This window comes from Lysinibacillus xylanilyticus, from assembly GCF_001183605.1.
In the GTDB taxonomy this organism is placed as follows: domain Bacteria; phylum Bacillota; class Bacilli; order Bacillales_A; family Planococcaceae; genus Lysinibacillus; species Lysinibacillus xylanilyticus.
The window spans coordinates 1,185,000-1,205,148 of sequence record NZ_LFXJ01000005.1; the positions used below are offsets into that span (position 1 = coordinate 1,185,000).

A 20,149-nucleotide genomic window follows, 5' to 3' on the forward strand; every position below is an offset into this window, starting at 1 on the left:
GTTGAACTAGATAATACGAAACCATCTTTAATTGAATTAAATCTAAAATAGTCAATTCACAGACTTTCATCCAGTTGTTTATATCTAATGACACAATTGTTATATTTATCTACATATTTCTCATCTCATAGATTTTTTGCAAGGTATTAAGGTGATTTGATTTATCTTCGGGCGACTTAACGAATTTATACCACTCCACAAGTCTGTATCCGAACATAGAAAGGATTAGTTCATATATACAGTGGTCGGAAACATGGGACACATCCGCATATTCCGAAAAACCCTTGTAATATGCCGGAATGCATTTTTCGTAGTATTCAACCATATGACAGACATCGGCTTCATCAGTTATTAAACTCGCGATATCCTCGCCCATGTACCCCCATCCGGCGGTATCCCAATCGATAAGTACGATTTTACTGTCCGAATAGAATATGTTTGCCACCCAAAAATCTCTGTGGCAAAGCACTATTGGTAGCTTTTCAATTCGACTGAATATTTCGTCCGCATTGTTATCTAAGTCTATAAGCATTTTACACAGGTGCTTTGGGATTTCACAGTCATCGGAGCGTATATAATCATACAAAACATTCCATGACCGATAACGCAGATAGTAGTTTTTCATAAACTCAACCTTGCTTAAATTGGGCAAATTCTGCAACACGTTTGGTCGTTCAGTGTACAATTTTCCTTGAAATCGCCCCAATTCCTCGGCAATACGTTCATACATTTCCGAGGTTAGATTTAAGCCTGACACACCATCAATATATTCCATCCACAGTTGAATCTCATCGCCATTTATTTCGGCGTGATAGCACTCCGGACACCTGAACGAGTCAAAAAAAACCTTATTGAAATCCGATGTATAGAGGTCGTACTCCCTACGCCATGAATCTGGATCACCATAACGTTCAAATTTTTTCTGTGTTTTCCAAACTATCTTATACGGCAGATTTTCACCATCAGAAGTTTCGCCCATGCCTGTTACAAGTCGAACAACTCCTATTGTTCCGCCTTGCAACTCTTTAAGTTGATAATCTGCACGGATTATCGTCTTGTCTAGCATTTTACTCAAAACAAGCTCCAGTATTTCGGGCTTTACAAACTTTTCATCATGGTTGTTCATTTCTTGTTTCCTCCCTTTTTACTCTTATGTCGCATGGCAATTGACTTTTGCCATGCCCGTTTATTCATGAGATACCCCGATTTACCATCAACAAACTTGTTTTCCCGCTTCTGTACAAGGTAACGCTCCCAATGTTCTGGTGCCAATGATCCACCAGCGAGGGCGACAAGAACTGCGCAGCCCGGCTCCGTTTGATGGCGACAGTCATTGAAGCGACACTGTGTAAATAATTCCTCCACATCGTTAAATCCAGCGCTGATCCCGTCGTCCGCACCGAACAGCCCAAGTTCACGCATACCAGGCGTATCAATAACCATCGCACCGGAAGGGAGCATGAAAAGCTGGCGATGCATTGTTGTGTGCCTGCCCCGGCTGTCGGCCTCGCGGATAGCCTTGACAGTCATCACTTCCTGATTCATCAAGGCGTTTAGCAACGATGATTTTCCCACACCGGACATGCCAAGGAATACCACGGTTTTTCCTGGTTGTAGATATTCGCTCAACCCGTCCAAACCACTCCCCGTGTGGCTGGAAACTACGTGTACTGGCACATTAGGAGCATTTTTCTGAACTTCAGCTAACGGTGCGCTGAAATCCGAGATCAAGTCAGCTTTTGTTAAGATTACGACAGGCTGGCTGCCGCTTTGCCGTGCCTGTGTCAGATAGCGCATGATGCGGCTGACCTTGAAATCCCAGTTTAGTGACGACACGATAAATACGTAATCAAAATTAGTTGCAACGACTTGCTCCAGTATGGTTTTGACATATCCTACTGCGTGCCCCGAATAGTCAGCGCGAGAAAATTTCGAACGGCGAGGTAGTAATTTGGCAATGCGCGAAGCACCGTTTTCGTTGTATTGCAGAAATACAAAATCGCCAACGCACGGAAAATCTTCCCGAGTCACCGCAGTGTGGTAGAAAGTGCCCTTTAATACAGCCGTCACTTCTCCATGTTCGGTGATGACGGTATATTGCTCTCGCTGTAGTTCCGTAACCCTTCCAGGTATTAAACCGATTGGCGGCGGTTCGGCTTCGATATAGCCGTAATGTTTCAAGTCAATCATAGAACCGATCCTCTCCTTAAAAATTAAAGTTGTTTTTGGGCATAAAAATACCGCGAACAAGCAGCCTCCTAAGAAGCTGCTTGTTCGCGGAGAAAAGTCGGAAGTCGACTATAATCAAAAAGGAATACGACTTTCATCGTATCCCGCTAACAGCAGTATTCACGAAAGGTTACTGTTTACGGCATAGCAAAAAACACGGGTGATATTCCCGGTTGCTCTCATTCCAAACTATAATCAAAGATTGGAAATTACTATGCCCGATATTCGGTTAAGTTAAAACCACCAATACCATATAAGTAGTCATTAAAAACATCCCCTTTCGAAGGAAAAAGTTGGAATATAATCCCACTTCTATAGTGTGCCATAACCCTTTGTGAGAAATCAACAGAAAATTCAGTTATAAGAATTTTTTTTCGGTCAGCTACCTCTCCAACTCAATCCCCCCCAACTATCACATATAACATAGGAAAAGCCACCTTCGTTCTTGGCCTACCATGCGCTTTGCTGCGTTTTGTTTTTTGTGTAAAAGTAAACGACAATGCAATTATAGAAACTATAAGCGATACGAGATTTAAGTCCCAACCAGCCTCAAACATAGTAGGGGGTGAAATTGACCGGATCAATGTTCCATGCCCCCGTACGCTCTACCCTAGCTACTGACAGATTAAATCTAAATAAAAAAAGTTCAACCAGAAAGTTCTGGCTGAACTTTATAATACGAAAGATCCCGTATGATGACGAAGGTTATTAAGCATCCCCTAAGTATTCTGCGAAATGTAAAAATCCAAATTTCCTCACAAGATAGTTTCTTAATTCGCCCTGAGTAGCTTTTTCTACTGGAGGATTTGTCAGGGCGTATGCTTTAGCATTTAATTCAGCAAATCTATCTTTATCTACTTCATTATGTTCTTTATCTTCAATAATTCCTGAAGAAATTGCGGCTTTTGGATAACCCATAAAAAATAAATGTGTTCTTAATGCCATACTTGGTGTTGAATGCAACAATATAATTACAACCAACAAAGAAACAATAATTATTACTTTTTTCTTTAAGTCATCGCTCCCCTCAATTGACGTTAATAATCTACAATAAATTTTAACATAAATTTTCCATTTACCTTTTAAAAATTAGTTCGCTTAAAAAATTACCTTTGATATATCATATCTTTTAAATCGAATTTTTTATCTGTTAATCCTAATTGTTGGGCTGGCGTTTCCATTGTTTTGTTAGATTTATAGGCGAAACAAAAATTGTAATAAATTCGGAGGATTATGCACCTAAAAGAGATTGGATTGGCTTGTGTATTGTGTTTTTTATAAATAACCATAAACACTTAGAGGATCCTGCCCTAAAATAAGGACAAGATCCTCCACATTGTCTACATGTAACTATCTACAATAAACTTCGTAAAGTCTCCTACAGATAAAGGCTTACTGAAATAATAGCCTTGAACGTACTCGCAGCCATGTTCCCGAAGAACGTTTAATTCGGCTTCTTCCTCGACGCCTTCAGCCACTACTTGCAGATTTAAGGCATGCGCTAGAGAGATCATTGCTGAAATCATAGCAATGCCTGATTTTTCAGGCACAATATTACGAACGAATGCACGATCAATTTTTAAAACATCTACTGGAAAAGTCTTTAAGTAATTTAACGACGAATAACCAGTCCCGAAATCATCTAATGAAATCGTAATACCAAGTGCTCTTAATTGCTTGATTGTATTAATTAAGTCTTCCGTATAATCCAACATACTCATCTCAGTAATTTCAATTTCTAAGAAGTGCGGATCTAATTTTGTTTCTGCAATAACTTCTTGTACCATTTCTACAAAGCCTGTTGTACTAATATGAATCGGAGAAATGTTCACGGCAACACGTAAGTTTAAATTATGTACTTCATTCCAAGTGCGTGCCTGGGCAGATGCTTTTCTTAACACCCATACTCCTATATCATTAATGAGCCCACATTGCTCAGCAAATGGAATAAAGCGATCAGGTGGCATATGACCTAGTTCTGGGTCATGCCAGCGAAGTAATGCCTCCATGCCAATCACTGTATTCGTTTTTAAATTAATTTTAGGCTGATAATGTAATTCTAAAACATCTGTTTTTAGTGCTTGATGTAATTTAGTTTCAAGTAATAACCATTTATCATTAACTTCCTCCATATTTGGACGGTATAAGCGATATTGATTACCACGTGAAGATTTCGCAGCATACATAGCGATATCTGCATTTTTCAATAATTCCTCAGCAGAGTTTGAATGATCTGGGAAAATACTAATTCCAATACTTATACTTGCGTAAAATTCATACGTATCTACAATAAAACTCTCATTAAATACGCTAATTATTTCCTCGGCCTTCTCTTCAATACCGTCAACATCGTTAAGTATAATAACAAATTCGTCACTGTTGTGGCGGTAAATAGAATTGGATGTATAATCAACGTTGCGTAAACGATTAGCCATTTCCACTAAGAACATATCCCCGATAATATGACCAAGTCCATCGTTAATGTTTTTAAAACGATTTACATCAATGAAAAATAACGCAAATTTTTCTCCTGTACGTCGAGATTGATGGAATTCGTTTTCTAAACGTTGTTCTAACTTACGACGATTTGGTAGCCCTGTTAATTCATCGTGATAAGCAATATGAGTTATCTTTTTAATATCTTTTTGTGCGGTAATGTCGACCCTTATAGCAATATATTGATACGGTTTACCATTGTCATCAAGAAAAGGAAAAATCGTTGTCTTCACCCAGTAAAGACTGCCATCCTTCGCGCGATTACACACCTCGCCATTCCACATTTCACCATTGCCTATAGTTTTCCACATCTCTCTAAAGAAAGATCTTGGATGGAAACCTGAGTTGAGTAAACGGTGATCCTGCCCTAATAATTCTTCACGAGTATATTTAGATATTTTGCAAAAATGATCATTAACAAACGTAATTTTCCCAGTTCGATCTGTAATTGCTACAATGATTGAACTATTCATTGCTGAAAAAATATCTTGCAATTCTTTCAAACTATAGTTAACTTGACTGATACTACTAGGCGTGATATTCATCATTTTCATTCTCCGTTCATTAGAAGGGTTTGGTACTTTTGTTTTATATTGATGCGAGGTATAAAGTTATGGGATATCGCCCTTTTTTATGTAATTATATTATAGTCTTAAAAAAGCAGTTAATTCAACCTAAATATCTAAACATTCAAACCTATATTTGATGGTTATTAATGAAGCAGCCTCTAATAATAGGGACTTTTAACTTACTTTATACGCTATTTTTTGAATACTTTAATTACCTTAGTGCTATTTATATGTTATGTTTAGCCTATTCGCCTTTATAAAATGAGAATTTTCTGTATTTTTACGACACTTGAAAAACTTCTATATTTATGTTATTCACAAGAAATGCCTTACTGTCACATGCAGGCAGTAAGGCATTTTATAAGCTAAGACACTTCATATTCTATTTGACCTCCCAATGTTTTGGCACGTTCATTGTAGGCATCACGTTGCTCCTGAGATAAGTTTAAAATATAATAATGAAAATTTATAGGCTCTAAACCGTGTTTCTCACACACTTGTCGATAAAAATCATAGCCTTCCCGATAATCTGTCATCCTAATAACTTCCTTTCATTTATAAAGCTTCTTTATAATATTCTAATTGCTCTTGGGGTAATTGATTGACACGTCTTGTTATATAACAGAAATAATATTTTAATAAATAATATATAACAGCTAGTTTGCGATGTCAATAAATTTTCTGATATTTCTTTTAAATATACGAAAGCCCAGTCCATTTAAATTAGTATGGCTGGGCTTTTCATAAAATATTCACGTCGGCTTCCGTAATAACCACATCCTTTAATTACAAAACTTCTAAATTCCTAATTGTTTTGCTTGCATATTATAAGCTGAAAGTTGTTGCTGTGATAATTGAAGCAAATAATAGCGGAATGAAATTGGCTCAAGACCATAGCGCTCACACATTTCACAATAAAATTCATAACCATCACGATACTTTGACATTAGAATTCCTCCTTGAATAAATCTGTTTTATAACAGTTGTTATTATTTTTATTTAATATATAACAGTTAGTTTATTTCGTCAAGTATTTTAAAAAAGTTTGATTAAAAACATAACAAAAGCCATTGTTTTGAAAAAGAATGATCAAAACAATAGCTTTCGTCAATTAATACTTTAGTAAAGTAACTCTACTTTTACTTTTAGTTTTATATCTGAAGGAGGTTCTTCATCTTCTACAACGTAAGATAAAACATAAGCTCCTTTAGGAAATCCTTTAAAAACCTTTTCAAAACTTTCGTTACTTTTTAAAACACCATTTACAACTTTTGTTTCTTTATCTACATTTCGAATTTTGTATAAAAAGCTTTCTGTACCAGTATTTGATAATGATATTTTAAACGGAACATCACCTTCATAAGTAAAATATGTTTGACTTTCGCCTATCGGAGAAGCTATCTCTGCTTCAATCTCACGGGGGCGAGAACTTCCTATTGATTCTGTATCTTTCTCCTTTTGAGTGATTTCTTCGACAACTGGTTCACTTTTTACAACCTCTGACGTTACTTTTGAAGCTTGTACTTCTGTTTTAGTTGAAAATTCATTACACCCTGATAAGAGTATAATAAACGTACATATACATGCTATTTTATAAATCTTCATAACTTCTCCTATCCAAAAATAGTAAATAATGATAATTATACCACAATAAACAAAAAAAGAAGAAAAGGCTCGTTGTCCTTTCCTTCTTTTTTGTCTATATCTCAATTTTTTTTATTACGAGAACATGGACTCTTCACCATATATTCTTCAATAATCGGATAATCATTCTAGGAATACAAATTAAAATGTTCCATATTATTTCTAATACGATTGATTTTTGAATCTCTTTTAATATTTTTTTAATGTAATATCGTGTTTTTTCCATTCTTGGTATTCCGTTTCTAGCTTAGTTTTTTAGTGCTCAACTTTGATGTATGTTTTGATTTCTTTTATTTGTCCAATATGTCGTTGTTCATGAAAATATATTTGTTCTACCCATTGATCAAGGGGTAATTCTCCAATGGCAGGATGCTTTAAGGATTTTTCTGCTAATATTGATGGATCTTCAATTGTATCAAGGAAAGCTGTTAGTTTTTCTCTCGAATCGTCAAGCAAGTCAATGATTTGCTGAACTGTAAAATAGTCTTCAGCTGGTTCGACAATTTTTGGTGCTGTAATTTTCTTTGTTCTATCTACAATAAGTTGAACATTTTTACGTTCCGTTTGCTTATGGTCTTCTTGCTTTAATCCCCATGCAATCGCTTTTACTGAAGACTCCTCTACTAAAGCTAGGTGATGGCAAACCTGAGCTATACTCCAAGAATTTGCATCAGGTTTTGCATTGAATTGACTATCACTTAATAATTTAATTTCCTCAATTAAGTTATTTCTTGTTTCACATAAATGATCGTTAATTAATTGATTCATATGATATCTCCTCCACTAAGTTTTTTAATCCCTTTTCTGTATATGTTTTATACAATGTGAAGTATTCTATATTTGTTTATATTAGTATTCGTTTACCGGTCTTTGCAGATTTTCGAGCGGCATCTAACAATTGATGAAGTTTGACAGCATCATTAAAATCCGGAATTTGCTTTGTGCATTCAACTATATCTTTTGCCAACATCGTATAAGCTTGATCTACATAGCTTTTAGCGTCATTATTTAGTTCTGATGGAATTTTTATTTCTTCATATAAAACATCTTTTGAATTAAACAAATTATTAGGGTGTATCATTTTTTCAATGATAAGGTTACCAAATTGGACATGGCCATAGGAATTTTTCTGTGTTAAGCGATATGCCCCCTTTTCTCCCCTAATTTCTAATTGAAAAGCAGGGTAAACTCCGCCTTGGATATGTACAGATGCTGAAGTACCATTAATGAGCGTCCCTTGTATTAATATTTGATCAGCTGTATTTTTTAATGTTGTCTTGCCTGTTTCTTGTACAAACGCTTCGGTATAGTGGACATTCATAGTAGCGGATAGCTCTTGAAAATCGCCTAAAATATAGCAGAGAACATCTAGTGAATGCCCGCCGTTAATGGAAAGAAGGGTTGCGCCATTGTCTTCATTTAAAAGATAACGGCTTTTTTCATCTGTTACTGCCCTTTTTCCTTGTGTTGCTACTTGCATAGTACAGGAAATGATATTACCGATATCCCCTTGCCGAATTGCTTGTTTTAAATAATTTACTTCTGGAGATTGTCTTCCCTGAAGTCCAATTGCGTGATGAATATTTCTTTCGTTTGCCAATTGAGCCATTTTTTCTGCTTGCTTCGTATTAATAGCTAGTGGCCATTCACAATATATATGTTTATTTTCTTCTAATACAGCCATCACTGCATCATAATGATGAGGGACCTTGATGCTCACAACAACTAAGTCGACATCTTTCGTTTGAGCTAATTCCTTATAGTCTGTAAAAGAATGAGGAGCATTCAGGATTTTAGCACTTTCTTTTGCTGTGTCCACATTCGAAGTTCCGATTGCTGTTATTTTGTAATAAGGGTTGTTTTTTAGTGCTGGAATATGTGTTTGACTTGCCCATTGATTATTCAAAGATCCACCAATAATCCCTACATTTATAATTCTATTTTCCATTAAATATTCCTCCAAAACATTATAAATACTTTTATCTAGCGGGCAGAAATGTATCTATGGTGAAATCGAGCTGCACGTAAAAGCCTGACTAGTGAAGATTAGTACCCCCGCTGTGAAAGTTGGATCCAGAAAGTTTATTACAATTTGCCATGATGGGTATGGGAATTTCTTTAGTTTCTAAACGCATCGCAAGAAGATACAATATTGAACAATACTTAAATGTGCCATCACCATTTAGTTTCGTTGATTTATATTTAATTACTCGTTTAAACCACGAATTTACGCCAAGTGAAAGACAGTTTATTGAGCTAACAAACTCTATTGATGAACTGGAAGCTAACAACTGATAAAAGTGCCAAAAAGCCGATTCCTACAAGTAAGGAGAATCGGCTTTTTCTGTTCTATTTTATTCAATGAATTGCTCTCTACTACGAACAATATTAAACGGATTATTCTCGAGTACATGTTGCAGCTCTTCATCTTCAATATGTGTATAAATTTGTGTGGTTGCAACACTTGAATGCCCGAGTATATGCTGAAGACTTCGAATATCTGCTCCTGATTTATACATCATTGTTGCGGATGTATGACGTAACTTATGTGGTGTCAGTCGTTCTTTTTGAAGCCCTGATTGCTGATTAATTTGTTTAACAATTTTTGCAACGGTTTGACGAGTAAAGCGTGTTCCCTTTTGCGAGACGAAAAGAGGCTCTTCTCCTTCACCTTTATATAGTGTCTTTCCGCTATTGTCATAGTCTGAAAGTGCCTGTATACAGCTATCGTTCAAATAAACGGTCCGCTCCTTATTCCCTTTACCTACAACAGTTAAGTAGCGACCTTGTATAGATGACTTATTTAGCTGACAAAGCTCTGTAACACGAATCCCTAAATTTAAGAAAAACATCATCATACAATAATTCCTTGGTGAAGCTCGATTTGGCTGGATGCCATCGATAAATTGCGTGGCTTCTTCGATGTTCATATAGATAGGTCTTTTTCGACCAATTTTTGGTGTTTCTAATTCATCTGCCGGATTTTCCTCAAGAAGACGTCGTTTCCCTTTCAGGTATTTAAAAAATGATTTCAACGTTGCTACTTTACGTGCTCTCGCAGATGCTGAATTCCCACGCTGCACCTCGCAATATTCCATAAATAAATAAAGATCCTCTAGTGTCATCTCACGAATTTCGTCTATTGAAATAGTAGAAATATCTATTTTCGTTAAATCTGATATATCATGATCATTCTGAATTGCTATGTAGAAACGGAAGAATAATGTCAAATCATATTCATATTCTTTTCTTGTACGATGAGACTTCCCTTTAATCGTCGTTAAATAGACGAGGAAATCCCTCATTATTTTAGGAAGCTTAGTCTTTTCCATAAAATCACCTCTATTTCTTCTATTTTACCACGAAAAAACGTTCCCAAATATAAATTTGGGAACTTTATGGTGATAAAAGTGCTATATTTTACGAATTGGAACAAACGTTCTGTTTGTTAGCGAGAAAAAAGATAATTTCCTTTTAGAAAGAAAATCACCTTTTTTAAAAGTTTTTATGAAAGTTTCATTTTTTAGGCATAAAGTGAAGAAAAAATGAATATTTAAATCTAGTGAACTAAATGCTCTGAGACGATTCGAAAAACGAAAGGATGGGTAACTATACATGTCGATTCTTCTCATAACGCGCATGGGATTATTTGGATTTTTGTCGATTTCGGTGTAAATATGCCAAAGCGAACACCGTTACTTAACAAAAATACCATACGTCCCATCTACTTGTTTTGCTAGAGACCAGTTTGTTGATAGCATATGTTGAAGCTTAGTAATAGTTTCCTCATCACAAGTTAAATGTTGGATTCCTGTTTCTAATAATTGATAATCCTTACCTTCTTCTAATTGGAAACGAATATACAATAAGCGTTGAATGCCTGGCAAAGTTACATATTTGATACTGTAGTTACCGTGCAGAGCGTTTAAGAATAATTGCTCCCCTTCTAGGTAAAGTGCCATTGTTTCGGAAAATTCATAGTTTGGTACTTTTTCCTGCCAAACTGATACATCCCCTGTTTGCAATGTGCTTACAATCTCCTCATCTGTAAAATCTAATTTTGAAAGCTTGTCTAGTTCATAAGCTTGCATTAAATTAATGATTGTCATTTTATTGGCTCCTTTTTTTATATGTATTTATCTGCATTCCTCTAAAAGTGATGAGATGAATGCAGATGTGGTTCCTTTTTAATAGGTAACCATTTACTACAATTACGCCAAGGCGAAATTGATTCTTACTAAGTGTAACACGTTTTCTCTACTACTTAAATTCGGAGGGCGATCCATATGATGAAGTTCTATGAATCTGGTATGTTTTTTGATGAGATGTTCGAAGGTGATCAACCGAAGCCTCATTATCGGTCTTTCCACCATAAGCTTAATGCTTTCACTAAGGAACAATTAGATGAAAAATATCAGCAAGCACAATCAACTTTCCTTAAACAAGGCATTACATTTACCGTATATGGAGCACATGGTGGAACAGAGCGGACAATGCCCTTTGATTTTATACCTATTATTATTCCAGATGAACAGTGGAAAGTAATTGAAGCTGGTATGAAGCAGCGTGTTAAAGCCTTAAATTGTTTTTTACAAGATGTCTACCATGAACAGTCTATTTTTGAGGATGGGCTTATTCCAAAACGGCTCGTTGAAAACAATCCGTATTATTATAAAGAAATGCTTGGTGTAAAAGTACCTATTGATAATCATATTTTTTTAGCAGGCATAGATTTGATCCGTGATGAAAATGGCGTTTACTACGTATTAGAAGATAATTTACGCAATCCTTCAGGGATTTCCTATGTTTTTCAAAATCGATCTGTGATGAAGGAAGTGTATCCTGAATTTTTCTCTAAACATACTATCCAGTCACTCGACAAACAAATGGCCTTTATGAAGAAAGCACTTCTTGCACATCGGCCACCTTGTATGAAACCAGATAGAGAACCTAAAGCGGTCCTGTTAACAGCAGGCATGTATAATTCGGCATATTACGATCATGTATTCTTAGCACAGCAGCTTAATATTCAGCTTGTTGAAGGGCGTGATTTAGTTGTCCGAGATAAAAAAGTGTACATGAAGACAATCTACGGCCTAGAGCAAATTGATATTATTTATCGCAGAATTGATGATGATTTCTTAGACCCTGCTGTTTTTCGTGAAGATTCCTTACTTGGGGTTCCTCATATTATGGCTGCTTATAAGGCTGGAAATATTGCTATTTTAAATGCTGTTGGTAATGGTGTTGCTGATGATAAAGCGATGTATGCCTATGTACCGGATATGATCCGCTACTATTTGAAAGAGGAACCTATTTTACGTAATGTGGAGACCTATCATCTAGCTGATTATATACAGCGAGATTGGGTTCTTAAGCATATGAGAGAGCTTGTCATAAAAAATGTTAGTGCCTCTGGTGGCTACGATATGCTTATTGGTCCGCATGCGACTGATGAAGAAATCGCTAATTTTAAAGAAAAGATTTTAGAAAATCCGTATCAATACATTGCACAACCAACGATTAGCCTGTCTAGAGCACCAGCTTTCCAGGATGGGAGATTTTATCCTTGTCATGTCGATTTACGTGTTTATGTGATGAAGGGCGAGGATATTTATGTGCTTCCTGGAGGTTTATCGCGTGTAGCATTAAAAGAAGGATCTCTAGTTGTGAATTCTTCCCAGGGTGGAGGAGCTAAAGATACATGGATATTAAAGGAGGAATTGCAGTATGCTAAGTCGAGTAGCCGATGCATTGTACTGGATGGCACGATATAGTGAACGCTCACAAACAAATGCACATATATTACAAGTACAGCTGTTGAATATGTTGGAGCAATCTGGCAAAGAAAATGAATACATCGATCATTGGGAAGCGGTGTTGAATATTTGTGCCTCGAAGGAAGAATATTTGTCCTTTTATGAGTCTATTCGAGTCAATCCACTAATCGACTATCTACTCTTTTCTAAAAATAACTGTAACGCCCTTCATGCTACTTTACGTGCAGTTCGAGAAAACGCTCGTGTAACTCGAGATAGCATCCCGATTGAGCTTTGGGAATTGCAAAATGCCTTTTATTTATCGTTACAGCAAGAAATGATGGAGCGTGAAAGACCAATTCCACTAATCGTTCTTAACTCTTTTTTACAAAATGTTCGAAAGACTTCTTTGACAGTTACAGGACATATCGAAGGCTCGATGGATCGAGATTTACCCTTTTATTTCATACAAGTTGGGAAATGGTTAGAACGTGTAGAAAAGACGATTCGTATGGCTTTAATTATACTAGAGCAACATAAGGAAATAGCCATCTCCTTAATAGAAGCTGACGGATCGTTTTTACTCGATTTATCTGGGGCGACGGAGTCTTATTTGAGAAAGCATCGCCAAACTAATTTACTTTGCGTTATACAATATTTATTACAGGATAAGCATTCCCCTCGTTCAGTAATATTTTGCTTAGAAAAATTAGAAGAAGCATTTATTTGTTTAGAAAACGATCCTCTTTCAGCAAGGTTTTTAGAGCTTCATACCCCATTAAAAAGCTTATTATTTGCCGTGATGAATGTAGATTTATGGAATAGTACTTTAGAGGAAACTATTTTATTAATGGAGGAAAGATTGTGTCAATGTATTGATTTTGGCAATACATTTGCAACAATTTATCATTTATATGAACCCAGCGTACAACCTTGAAAGGAATCAACCACAGCTCCCTTTCAACAAGCAAGTCAGTAATCCAAAGGAAGCGGACACAATGAAATTCGAAATTCAACATACTAATATTTTCCAATATGAGTCTGAAGTCGATCAAAGCCTAAATACAATCCGCTTAAAGCCAAGGGGCGATGAGCGTCAGCGCTTATTATCCTATCGAATTGCCATTTCACCTTCATCTTTAACACGTGAGCATTCAGATATATGGGGCAATACGGTTGGCACTTTTTATATACCTGAGCAGCACCAAGAGCTAGAAATTCAAACGACATCTATTGTCAGCATTCAACGTGCACCATTTATTCATCGCATTCAATATTCACACGAGATGCAAACAATTTTTCATTCTCAGCTGTTTTATGAACATTATTTGCCCTATTTAAAGTCTACACACTTTACGTATATGACAGAAAATCAGTTAGAGGAAGTTTATCATGCAATTGGCCATGCTGAAAATCCTGTACTATTTTCATTAAATTTAATGCAATATATATACTCGACTTTTGAATACGTTCCAGGTGCAACCGATGTTACGACAACTGCAACTGAAGCCTTCACTCTTAAGCGAGGCGTTTGTCAAGATTTCACACATGTCATGCTTGCGGTGCTAAGAGCTAAAGGAATTCCAGCACGCTATGTGAGCGGCTATTTATATGTCGATGAAAACTCTGCATTGGTCGGTGATATTGCAACCCATGCTTGGGTAGAAGTCATGATACCAGGGATCGGTTGGATTGGTCTAGATCCAACTAATAATGTTGAAGTATTAGAAAATCACATTATTTTATGCATTGGCCGTGATTATTCCGATATAAGCCCTGTTGAAGGTGTTTATTCAGGTGGAAAACATGATTTATCAGTTAAAGTGAGTGTCAAAGCATTGAATCATTTGTAACAAAGAAGTGCTATAGTTAAATTTAAACCCCTGATTTTGCTACGCTAAGCAGAAGAATCAGGGGTTTTATTAAGATCTATTGATTTTAAATAATAGTTTTTAAATGACGTAATCTTAAATTAGTGAAAAAAATAATAGTAGATTACCTAACCATTCGTTGAAATACTTTTGTCTACTTCATAAAATTACTTTGCATTTATAAAGTAAACTAGATGATCAGTCCATTTGTCATTCTCGTATATGAATCCTTTCCTCGTGCATTCATAAACCATTCCAACACTTTCTGCTAGCTTTATAGATGCTATATTATCAAGGTTTATGTGAGCTTCTATTCGATGATAATTTAATTTTTCAAAAGCTAGATCAAAGGCAGCCTTTACAGCCTCTTTCCCATAACCTTTTCTCCAAAAGTGGTTATGAATTGTATATCCAAACCTGGCCCATTGAAATTCTTCCCTCATAATTGTTGAAAAGTCTATAAAACCAATATGAGTATTATCTACTTTTCTAAACACTCCAAATACATATACCTTGTCATCCTCAGCCATCTGATGATGTTTAGTAATTAAATCACGAAACCATTCTTTCGTACAGATGCTCATATCTAATTTACCTTCATCGTATTTATGTTGAGATGGTAAACGATTTTCATACTGGGTAAGCCAAGAAGTATAATCTCCCTCTTCAAGAAATCGAATGACTAATCTTTCTGTTTCAGTTCTTATTTTCTTCAATCGAACACCTCATCTAGGATTACTTCCTATTCTTAAATAGTATATTCGATATAAGGGAATTATCTCCTTCTTATTAAAGTAGTATCTAATTCAAATAGCAGATGTCCATTTTATTTAGATTGATTAATTGTCCCTTTCATTTATTCAGGTAGAATTAAGTCCCCGCCTTATATTCTTTTAAAGAAACATCATTGGTTCACAATTTAAGTTATTATCTTCTTTCTTTCGATATGAAGGTTTTACAGCATGTTTCTGAAGATTGATTTGCATCTTCAGACATGGAAAGGAAATCATAATCAGAAACTTTGTATTTTGTTTGTAATTTGAGTGGTAGTCCATATCAAACTTGTTTTTTCTGCCTCAAAAATATTGCCATTTGTGAGGGAAATACAATTTGATACAGGACAGTTCACTTCTACATTCGACGTCATAATCCTCTTCTAGAATTTGCCTTTAATACATTTTTAAAATGCCACACTATACACCTCTTTTATTCCCCCATACAAGGGCATGCAACTGTGGTAGTACTTTGACATCTCTTAATTCTTCATCCATAATCACTCTATCAATCAGCGCATGATATTTATCCAATAAATCTATAATTAATCGTGAATTGTTTGTCGTCGTCAGATCATCATTACCGACTTGGAGATAAAAAGGAATTTTTGGATACAGATGGTGAATTTGTTTAGCATAATCGTAATCATCTTGATTAAAGACGACTATTTTGAGGGATATATGATAATTACTGTTTTGATTTTTAAGTTTTTCGAAGATATCAGAGAGCACCGAATAGTCTGTTGTCATTCCAGAGCTAGGTGGCTTTGGTGAAATTGTCAACTCATCAATCTCATACATCCATTTTTGCCACCTACTGCCCTGTGTTTCCACTCCGACCTTTATGTCATTTTCTTTTAAAATGGCAATGAGCTCTTCCAAATTGCGGATGAGTGCAGGATTGCCGCCTGAAATCGTGACAAATGAAAAGCCATTGCCTCCAAGACGTTTCAACTCAGACCAAATCTCTTCCGCTGTCATTTGGACAATAAGATGCTTTCCGCTGCCATCCCACGTAAACGATGAATCACACCAAGAACAGGAATAATCACACCCGGCAGTTCTCACAAACATTGTCTTTTGGCCAACTACCATTCCCTCACCTTGAATCGTCGGTCCAAAAATTTCGATAACAGGTATCTTACTCAACTTCCATCCACTCCCGTCTCGCTTCTGCATAGCTAGTCGGAGTTTCGTATAGCCGAATAAGCTCAACACGCGCACCGTTATATCTTTGTTCATCAAGCAAGGCCGCAGCCAACTTTTCGTAAATCCAAACAACAATATTCTCTGCCGTCGTATTCATTGGTGGAAGTGTTTCATTTAAATAACGGTGATCCAAATGAATCTCTATTTTTTCTTTCCATATTGCTTTTATATCGCCAAAATCAATCATCAAACCGCGTTCATCAGTGTATCCACTCAGTGCTAAAACTACGCGATACGTATGACCATGCAAGTTTTTACATTTCCCCTCATAATCATGTAAATGATGTGCCGCATCGAAGGAAAATTCTTTGCTTACGAGAACACGCTTTGAATGATAGTTCAATTGATTTCTTTGAATATCTTCATCTATTTTTTGAAGCTTTTCGACGATTCTAAAATCTGACATGTTAAGACTCCTTCCTATAACTCAGATACTCATCAAGCCCTTTTTTTCGCAGTTGACATGCCGGGCATTCACCACAACCATCTGCTATTACACCGTTATAGCAAGTCAACGTTCTTTCCCGAACAAATTCAAGTGCCCCAAACTGATCAGCAAGCTCCCATGTCTGTGCCTTATTCAGCCACATCAAAGGTGTATCAATCACAAATGAATCATCCATCGATAAATTTAACGTTACATTCAAAGATTTAATAAAAACATCTCGGCAATCCGGATATCCGCTAAAATCTGTTTCACAAACGCCAGTTACAATATGCTTAGCTCCTACTTGGCTCGCTAAAACACCCGCAAATGATAAAAAGAGAAGATTTCGGCCAGGTACAAAAGTCGATGGAAGTTCACCATTTTCTCCGTCTTCTACCTTTATGTCTTGTCGTGTTAATGCATTCGGAGCAAGCTGATTCAGGAGTGACATATCAAGAATGTGATGCTTGATACCGAGTTCCCCTGCTATCACTTTCGCACATTCAATTTCAAGACGATGCCTTTGGCCATAATCAAAAGTTACTGCCTCAACCTCTTCAAAACGTTCTTTTGCCCAGAACAAACAAGTTGTACTATCCTGACCTCCACTAAATACAACAATTGCTTTTTCCTGCTTCATGTGTAAAATCTCCCTTGTATCAAAAAACAGCACTATAAGAAAAAGTACTGCTTCTTCTTAGTTTTTTACGAATATTGTGTACATTGCTTACCCAATAATATTAAATCCTTCAACCTTCTTCATAGGTTCGGCCAAACATAAAAAACCTCCTTGCAAAATGTTTCCCAACACTTTACAAGAGAGGCTCACCAATCAATCTATTAAAACATAAGTAAAAACATAAAAAAAAGCCACGTCCGATATGGACATGGCATATTGTCATGTTTCCATAGTTTTTTATAGAGGGTATTAGCTATGAACCTCTCCCGTTCTAGTCCGGGCATTCTTTTCTTCATTATAATACAAAAAATAGTATAATACGTCAAACTGATTTTTTTATAAAATCTTGCCATAAATACTTCTCTGGAAAAAACCACTTTATTGCTGAGCTTAGATTCTAATATTTTTTCGAACAGTATAACGAGTGAGCTTTTATATTGCACATTACCTCAATAAATCATAATTCCTTTGTCTAGAACAGATTTATTTTGCACCTGGTTTCCTAAAATATATAGCTTTTTTAAATTAGGTAAATTCACTAAAGGCTCTACATTTGAAATGGCGTTATTCTCCAAATGAAGCACCTCAATTTGTTGCCAATTTTCCATAAAACTTAACGATTGTAGTGAACTATCTTGTATAGTGAATGAACGAAGAGCTGAAAATCCAGCAAAGTAAGGCATAATCTTATCAACTTCATACACCCAGTCACCATTACCTATCTGAAAGGATACATCATTCAAAGTCAAATGTTCCAGAATGTTGTTGTTAAACGGATTTTGACTATTAATTTGAAACCTACACTCATTACAATTTAACGTTTTTACATGCTGTAAATTGAATAATTCACTCGTTTCTTCATAAAAAGTTGTTTCATTTAAATTTATTGTTTGCAGATTTGGCAGATTATTTAAAGAACGAATGCCTGTAAAATCGCCATACTCCATTGTTGTAAGTTGTTCAAGCTGTGGGTATTTCAGTAATTGTGCTCCATTCAAATACGACTCCATGCTACTTATATAAACAGTCAAATATTTTAAAGCTGGTGCCTCTAACTTAGGTATGAAAGAACCTGTTAATTCCGCATTTTTTAAATGAGGTGCTACTATCGTTGATACTTTTCCACTATAACCAGTTATCGATAAATCGGTCAGTGAAGTCAGGCTGTTCACAATATCAAGCAATTCTAATTTATAAAGAGAAGATAAACGCAGCTTTGTCAATGAAGACTTATTTCTAAGGAGTTCTAAATTCGTAATATCCATATTTTCAAGATCAAGTGATTGCAGGTTGGGCATGTTTTGTATAAAATCAAGCGTTTTTAAATTTCTTACCGATGTAAGCTTCAATTCTTGTAATTGATTCAGTGAATAGAACGATCTAAAATCTGTCGCTTCACTAATATCTATTGCTAAATACTCTAAATCAGTTAATGAAGACAACCACTTCAAATCATTGGCAGAACTTAAAGACAATGATTTTAATGGTAGTTGATTCAGAAGAGAAAAGTCTGTAACTGTCTCAGTGTAATACGAAATTTCAAGGGATTGAAGATTAGGAAACTCTAATAATAAAGCAAGTTCATCATTACTACGTATTTGGATAGAGAGCTCTACAACATTAGACTTATCACTAAAATATTCAGCAATTTTACTAAATGATTCATTAAAGCTACCTGTATAGCTTTTCAATCCACTCAAATGTTGGAAGCTTACATTTTCACTTTGTGATATTTCATAATCGCCCATTAAATTCAATACTGTCAGACCAGTAAAGGCTTCAAAATCTTTTTGTTCGATTTTTTGTGTATTTAATAACTTATCCATAATGATATATTTAGAAATTTCGGCTTCCTTATTTGTAAACGGATCGTCTAGACTATAATCAAAATGCCATTGATCTTCAGAGTAGTATATCTTCAAATAACGAATACTTGCGATCTCTTCCTTAGTCGGTATTGCTTCACCTTTATCAAAAATATCTTTTAAAAAGAATAAAAGAACGTCGCTTTCAGGCATTTTCCGAACTGGTATTTCCTTATGGATACTGAACTCTGCTTGATTTCCACTCAAAAGAAAATAGCCAATGAATGCACAAAGGATGACAATGGGTATCAATATAAGTGCTTTTAAATTCTTTTTTGGCCCTGTATCTTTATTCGCAGAAGTTGGACCATAATAATTATTAATCGTCTGATCAACATAATACACTTTATTCTCTTTCAACATTATTTCAGTTTCACAAAAAGGACATTTGAAAGATTGCCCCTCTTTATAATCAATTTTTCCATTACAATTCGGACAATTTAATTTAATGAATTCCACTGGCAATCCCCTTCCCAGCACTATCTTTTATTAAGCTTAGTTGTCCGAAAAATAATTGTCAATATTTCTATTAAATACTAATTATCTCCCGCCTTTAGACCTACAACAAAAAAAGTCGCCCATGTGGCGACTTTTTTGTGTTTGTTCAAATAAGTTTTTACTTGTTTTC

20 protein-coding genes and 1 riboswitch are annotated in these 20,149 nt (G+C 35.6%); of the genes, 4 read left to right on the top strand and 16 right to left on the bottom strand.

Annotated elements, in window-relative coordinates:
• Positions 1-109 precede the first annotated feature (109 nt).
• From ACZ11_RS08570 to ACZ11_RS08615, 9 genes are all read right to left on the bottom strand, one after another.
• Positions 110-1,126 carry an aminoglycoside phosphotransferase family protein gene (locus ACZ11_RS08570; RefSeq protein ID WP_049665311.1) on the bottom strand — a complete coding sequence of 339 codons (1,017 nt, stop codon included), beginning with the start codon at positions 1,124-1,126 and terminating at the stop codon, positions 110-112.
• Positions 1,123-2,190, bottom strand: a complete 1,068-nt coding sequence (gene rsgA, locus ACZ11_RS08575) for a ribosome small subunit-dependent GTPase A (protein WP_082172796.1) — start codon at positions 2,188-2,190, stop codon at positions 1,123-1,125. The genes ACZ11_RS08570 and rsgA overlap by 4 nt, the downstream gene beginning before the upstream one ends.
• A gap of 747 nt (positions 2,191-2,937) precedes the next feature.
• A complete protein-coding gene (locus ACZ11_RS08585) occupies positions 2,938-3,195 on the bottom strand; it encodes a hypothetical protein (RefSeq protein WP_049665314.1) in 258 nt (85 codons plus the stop codon).
• A gap of 374 nt (positions 3,196-3,569) precedes the next feature.
• On the bottom strand, positions 3,570-5,273 hold the full coding sequence (locus tag ACZ11_RS08590) for a putative bifunctional diguanylate cyclase/phosphodiesterase (protein WP_049665315.1): 1,704 nt from the start codon (positions 5,271-5,273) through the stop codon (positions 3,570-3,572).
• A 386-nt stretch (positions 5,274-5,659) separates the two neighbouring features.
• Positions 5,660-5,830 (bottom strand): BRCT domain-containing protein, encoded by a 171-nt coding sequence (locus ACZ11_RS08595; protein WP_049665316.1) that lies wholly within the window; start codon positions 5,828-5,830, stop codon positions 5,660-5,662.
• 261 nt (positions 5,831-6,091) lie between these two features.
• Positions 6,092-6,241: a hypothetical protein gene (locus tag ACZ11_RS08600; protein WP_049665318.1), complete on the bottom strand. Its 150-nt coding sequence runs from the start codon at positions 6,239-6,241 to the stop codon at positions 6,092-6,094.
• 172 nt (positions 6,242-6,413) lie between these two features.
• A complete protein-coding gene (locus ACZ11_RS08605; RefSeq protein ID WP_049665320.1) occupies positions 6,414-6,899 on the bottom strand; it encodes a hypothetical protein in 486 nt (161 codons plus the stop codon).
• Between the two features lie 294 nt (positions 6,900-7,193).
• A complete protein-coding gene (locus ACZ11_RS08610) occupies positions 7,194-7,706 on the bottom strand; it encodes a DinB family protein (RefSeq protein ID WP_049665322.1) in 513 nt (170 codons plus the stop codon).
• A 76-nt stretch (positions 7,707-7,782) separates the two neighbouring features.
• Positions 7,783-8,886 carry a Gfo/Idh/MocA family protein gene (locus ACZ11_RS08615; RefSeq protein WP_049665323.1) on the bottom strand — a complete coding sequence of 368 codons (1,104 nt, stop codon included), beginning with the start codon at positions 8,884-8,886 and terminating at the stop codon, positions 7,783-7,785.
• Between the two features lie 119 nt (positions 8,887-9,005).
• Here ACZ11_RS08615 and ACZ11_RS08620 point away from each other — a divergent pair, with 119 nt between their 5' ends.
• Positions 9,006-9,233 carry a type 2 periplasmic-binding domain-containing protein gene (locus ACZ11_RS08620; protein ID WP_049665324.1) on the top strand — a complete coding sequence of 76 codons (228 nt, stop codon included), beginning with the start codon at positions 9,006-9,008 and terminating at the stop codon, positions 9,231-9,233.
• A gap of 59 nt (positions 9,234-9,292) precedes the next feature.
• Here the strand turns inward: ACZ11_RS08620 and ACZ11_RS08625 are convergent, their stop codons facing one another.
• Together ACZ11_RS08625 and ACZ11_RS08630 are read right to left on the bottom strand one after the other, a co-directional pair.
• On the bottom strand, positions 9,293-10,270 hold the full coding sequence (locus ACZ11_RS08625) for a tyrosine recombinase XerC (protein ID WP_049665326.1): 978 nt from the start codon (positions 10,268-10,270) through the stop codon (positions 9,293-9,295).
• 363 nt (positions 10,271-10,633) lie between these two features.
• On the bottom strand, positions 10,634-11,047 hold the full coding sequence (locus ACZ11_RS08630) for a hypothetical protein (RefSeq protein WP_049665328.1): 414 nt from the start codon (positions 11,045-11,047) through the stop codon (positions 10,634-10,636).
• 177 nt (positions 11,048-11,224) lie between these two features.
• On the opposite strand from ACZ11_RS08630, the gene ACZ11_RS08635 reads away from it, so the two are divergent.
• The 3 genes from ACZ11_RS08635 (at position 11,225) to ACZ11_RS08645 (ending at position 14,550) form a co-directional block, all read left to right on the top strand.
• On the top strand, positions 11,225-12,715 hold the full coding sequence (locus tag ACZ11_RS08635; RefSeq protein WP_049665329.1) for a circularly permuted type 2 ATP-grasp protein: 1,491 nt from the start codon (positions 11,225-11,227) through the stop codon (positions 12,713-12,715).
• Positions 12,669-13,634, top strand: coding sequence for an alpha-E domain-containing protein (locus tag ACZ11_RS08640; RefSeq protein ID WP_082172724.1), 966 nt, complete (start codon positions 12,669-12,671; stop codon positions 13,632-13,634). Before ACZ11_RS08635 ends, ACZ11_RS08640 begins: the two co-directional genes overlap by 47 nt.
• Before the next feature lie 61 nt (positions 13,635-13,695).
• On the top strand, positions 13,696-14,550 hold the full coding sequence (locus ACZ11_RS08645) for a transglutaminase family protein (protein WP_049665331.1): 855 nt from the start codon (positions 13,696-13,698) through the stop codon (positions 14,548-14,550).
• Positions 14,551-14,735: 185 nt separating this feature from the next.
• Here the strand turns inward: ACZ11_RS08645 and ACZ11_RS08650 are convergent, their stop codons facing one another.
• The 5 genes from ACZ11_RS08650 to ACZ11_RS08670 form a co-directional block, all read right to left on the bottom strand.
• Positions 14,736-15,284, bottom strand: a complete 549-nt coding sequence (locus tag ACZ11_RS08650) for a GNAT family N-acetyltransferase (RefSeq protein WP_049665332.1) — start codon at positions 15,282-15,284, stop codon at positions 14,736-14,738.
• Positions 15,285-15,761: 477 nt separating this feature from the next.
• A complete protein-coding gene (gene queE, locus ACZ11_RS08655; protein WP_049665333.1) occupies positions 15,762-16,490 on the bottom strand; it encodes a 7-carboxy-7-deazaguanine synthase QueE in 729 nt (242 codons plus the stop codon).
• The gene (gene queD / locus ACZ11_RS08660; protein WP_049665336.1) at positions 16,483-16,956 is read right to left on the bottom strand and encodes a 6-carboxytetrahydropterin synthase QueD; all 474 of its coding nucleotides are present in this window, start codon (positions 16,954-16,956) and stop codon (positions 16,483-16,485) included. The genes queE and queD overlap by 8 nt, the downstream gene beginning before the upstream one ends.
• A gap of 1 nt (position 16,957) precedes the next feature.
• Positions 16,958-17,617 carry a 7-cyano-7-deazaguanine synthase QueC gene (gene queC, locus ACZ11_RS08665; protein WP_049665337.1) on the bottom strand — a complete coding sequence of 220 codons (660 nt, stop codon included), beginning with the start codon at positions 17,615-17,617 and terminating at the stop codon, positions 16,958-16,960.
• A gap of 262 nt (positions 17,618-17,879) precedes the next feature.
• A riboswitch (PreQ1 riboswitch) is annotated at positions 17,880-17,926 on the bottom strand.
• Between the two features lie 179 nt (positions 17,927-18,105).
• Entirely contained in the window at positions 18,106-19,980 is a 1,875-nt protein-coding gene (locus ACZ11_RS08670; protein WP_049665339.1) for a leucine-rich repeat domain-containing protein, read from the bottom strand.
• Positions 19,981-20,149 lie beyond the last annotated feature (169 nt).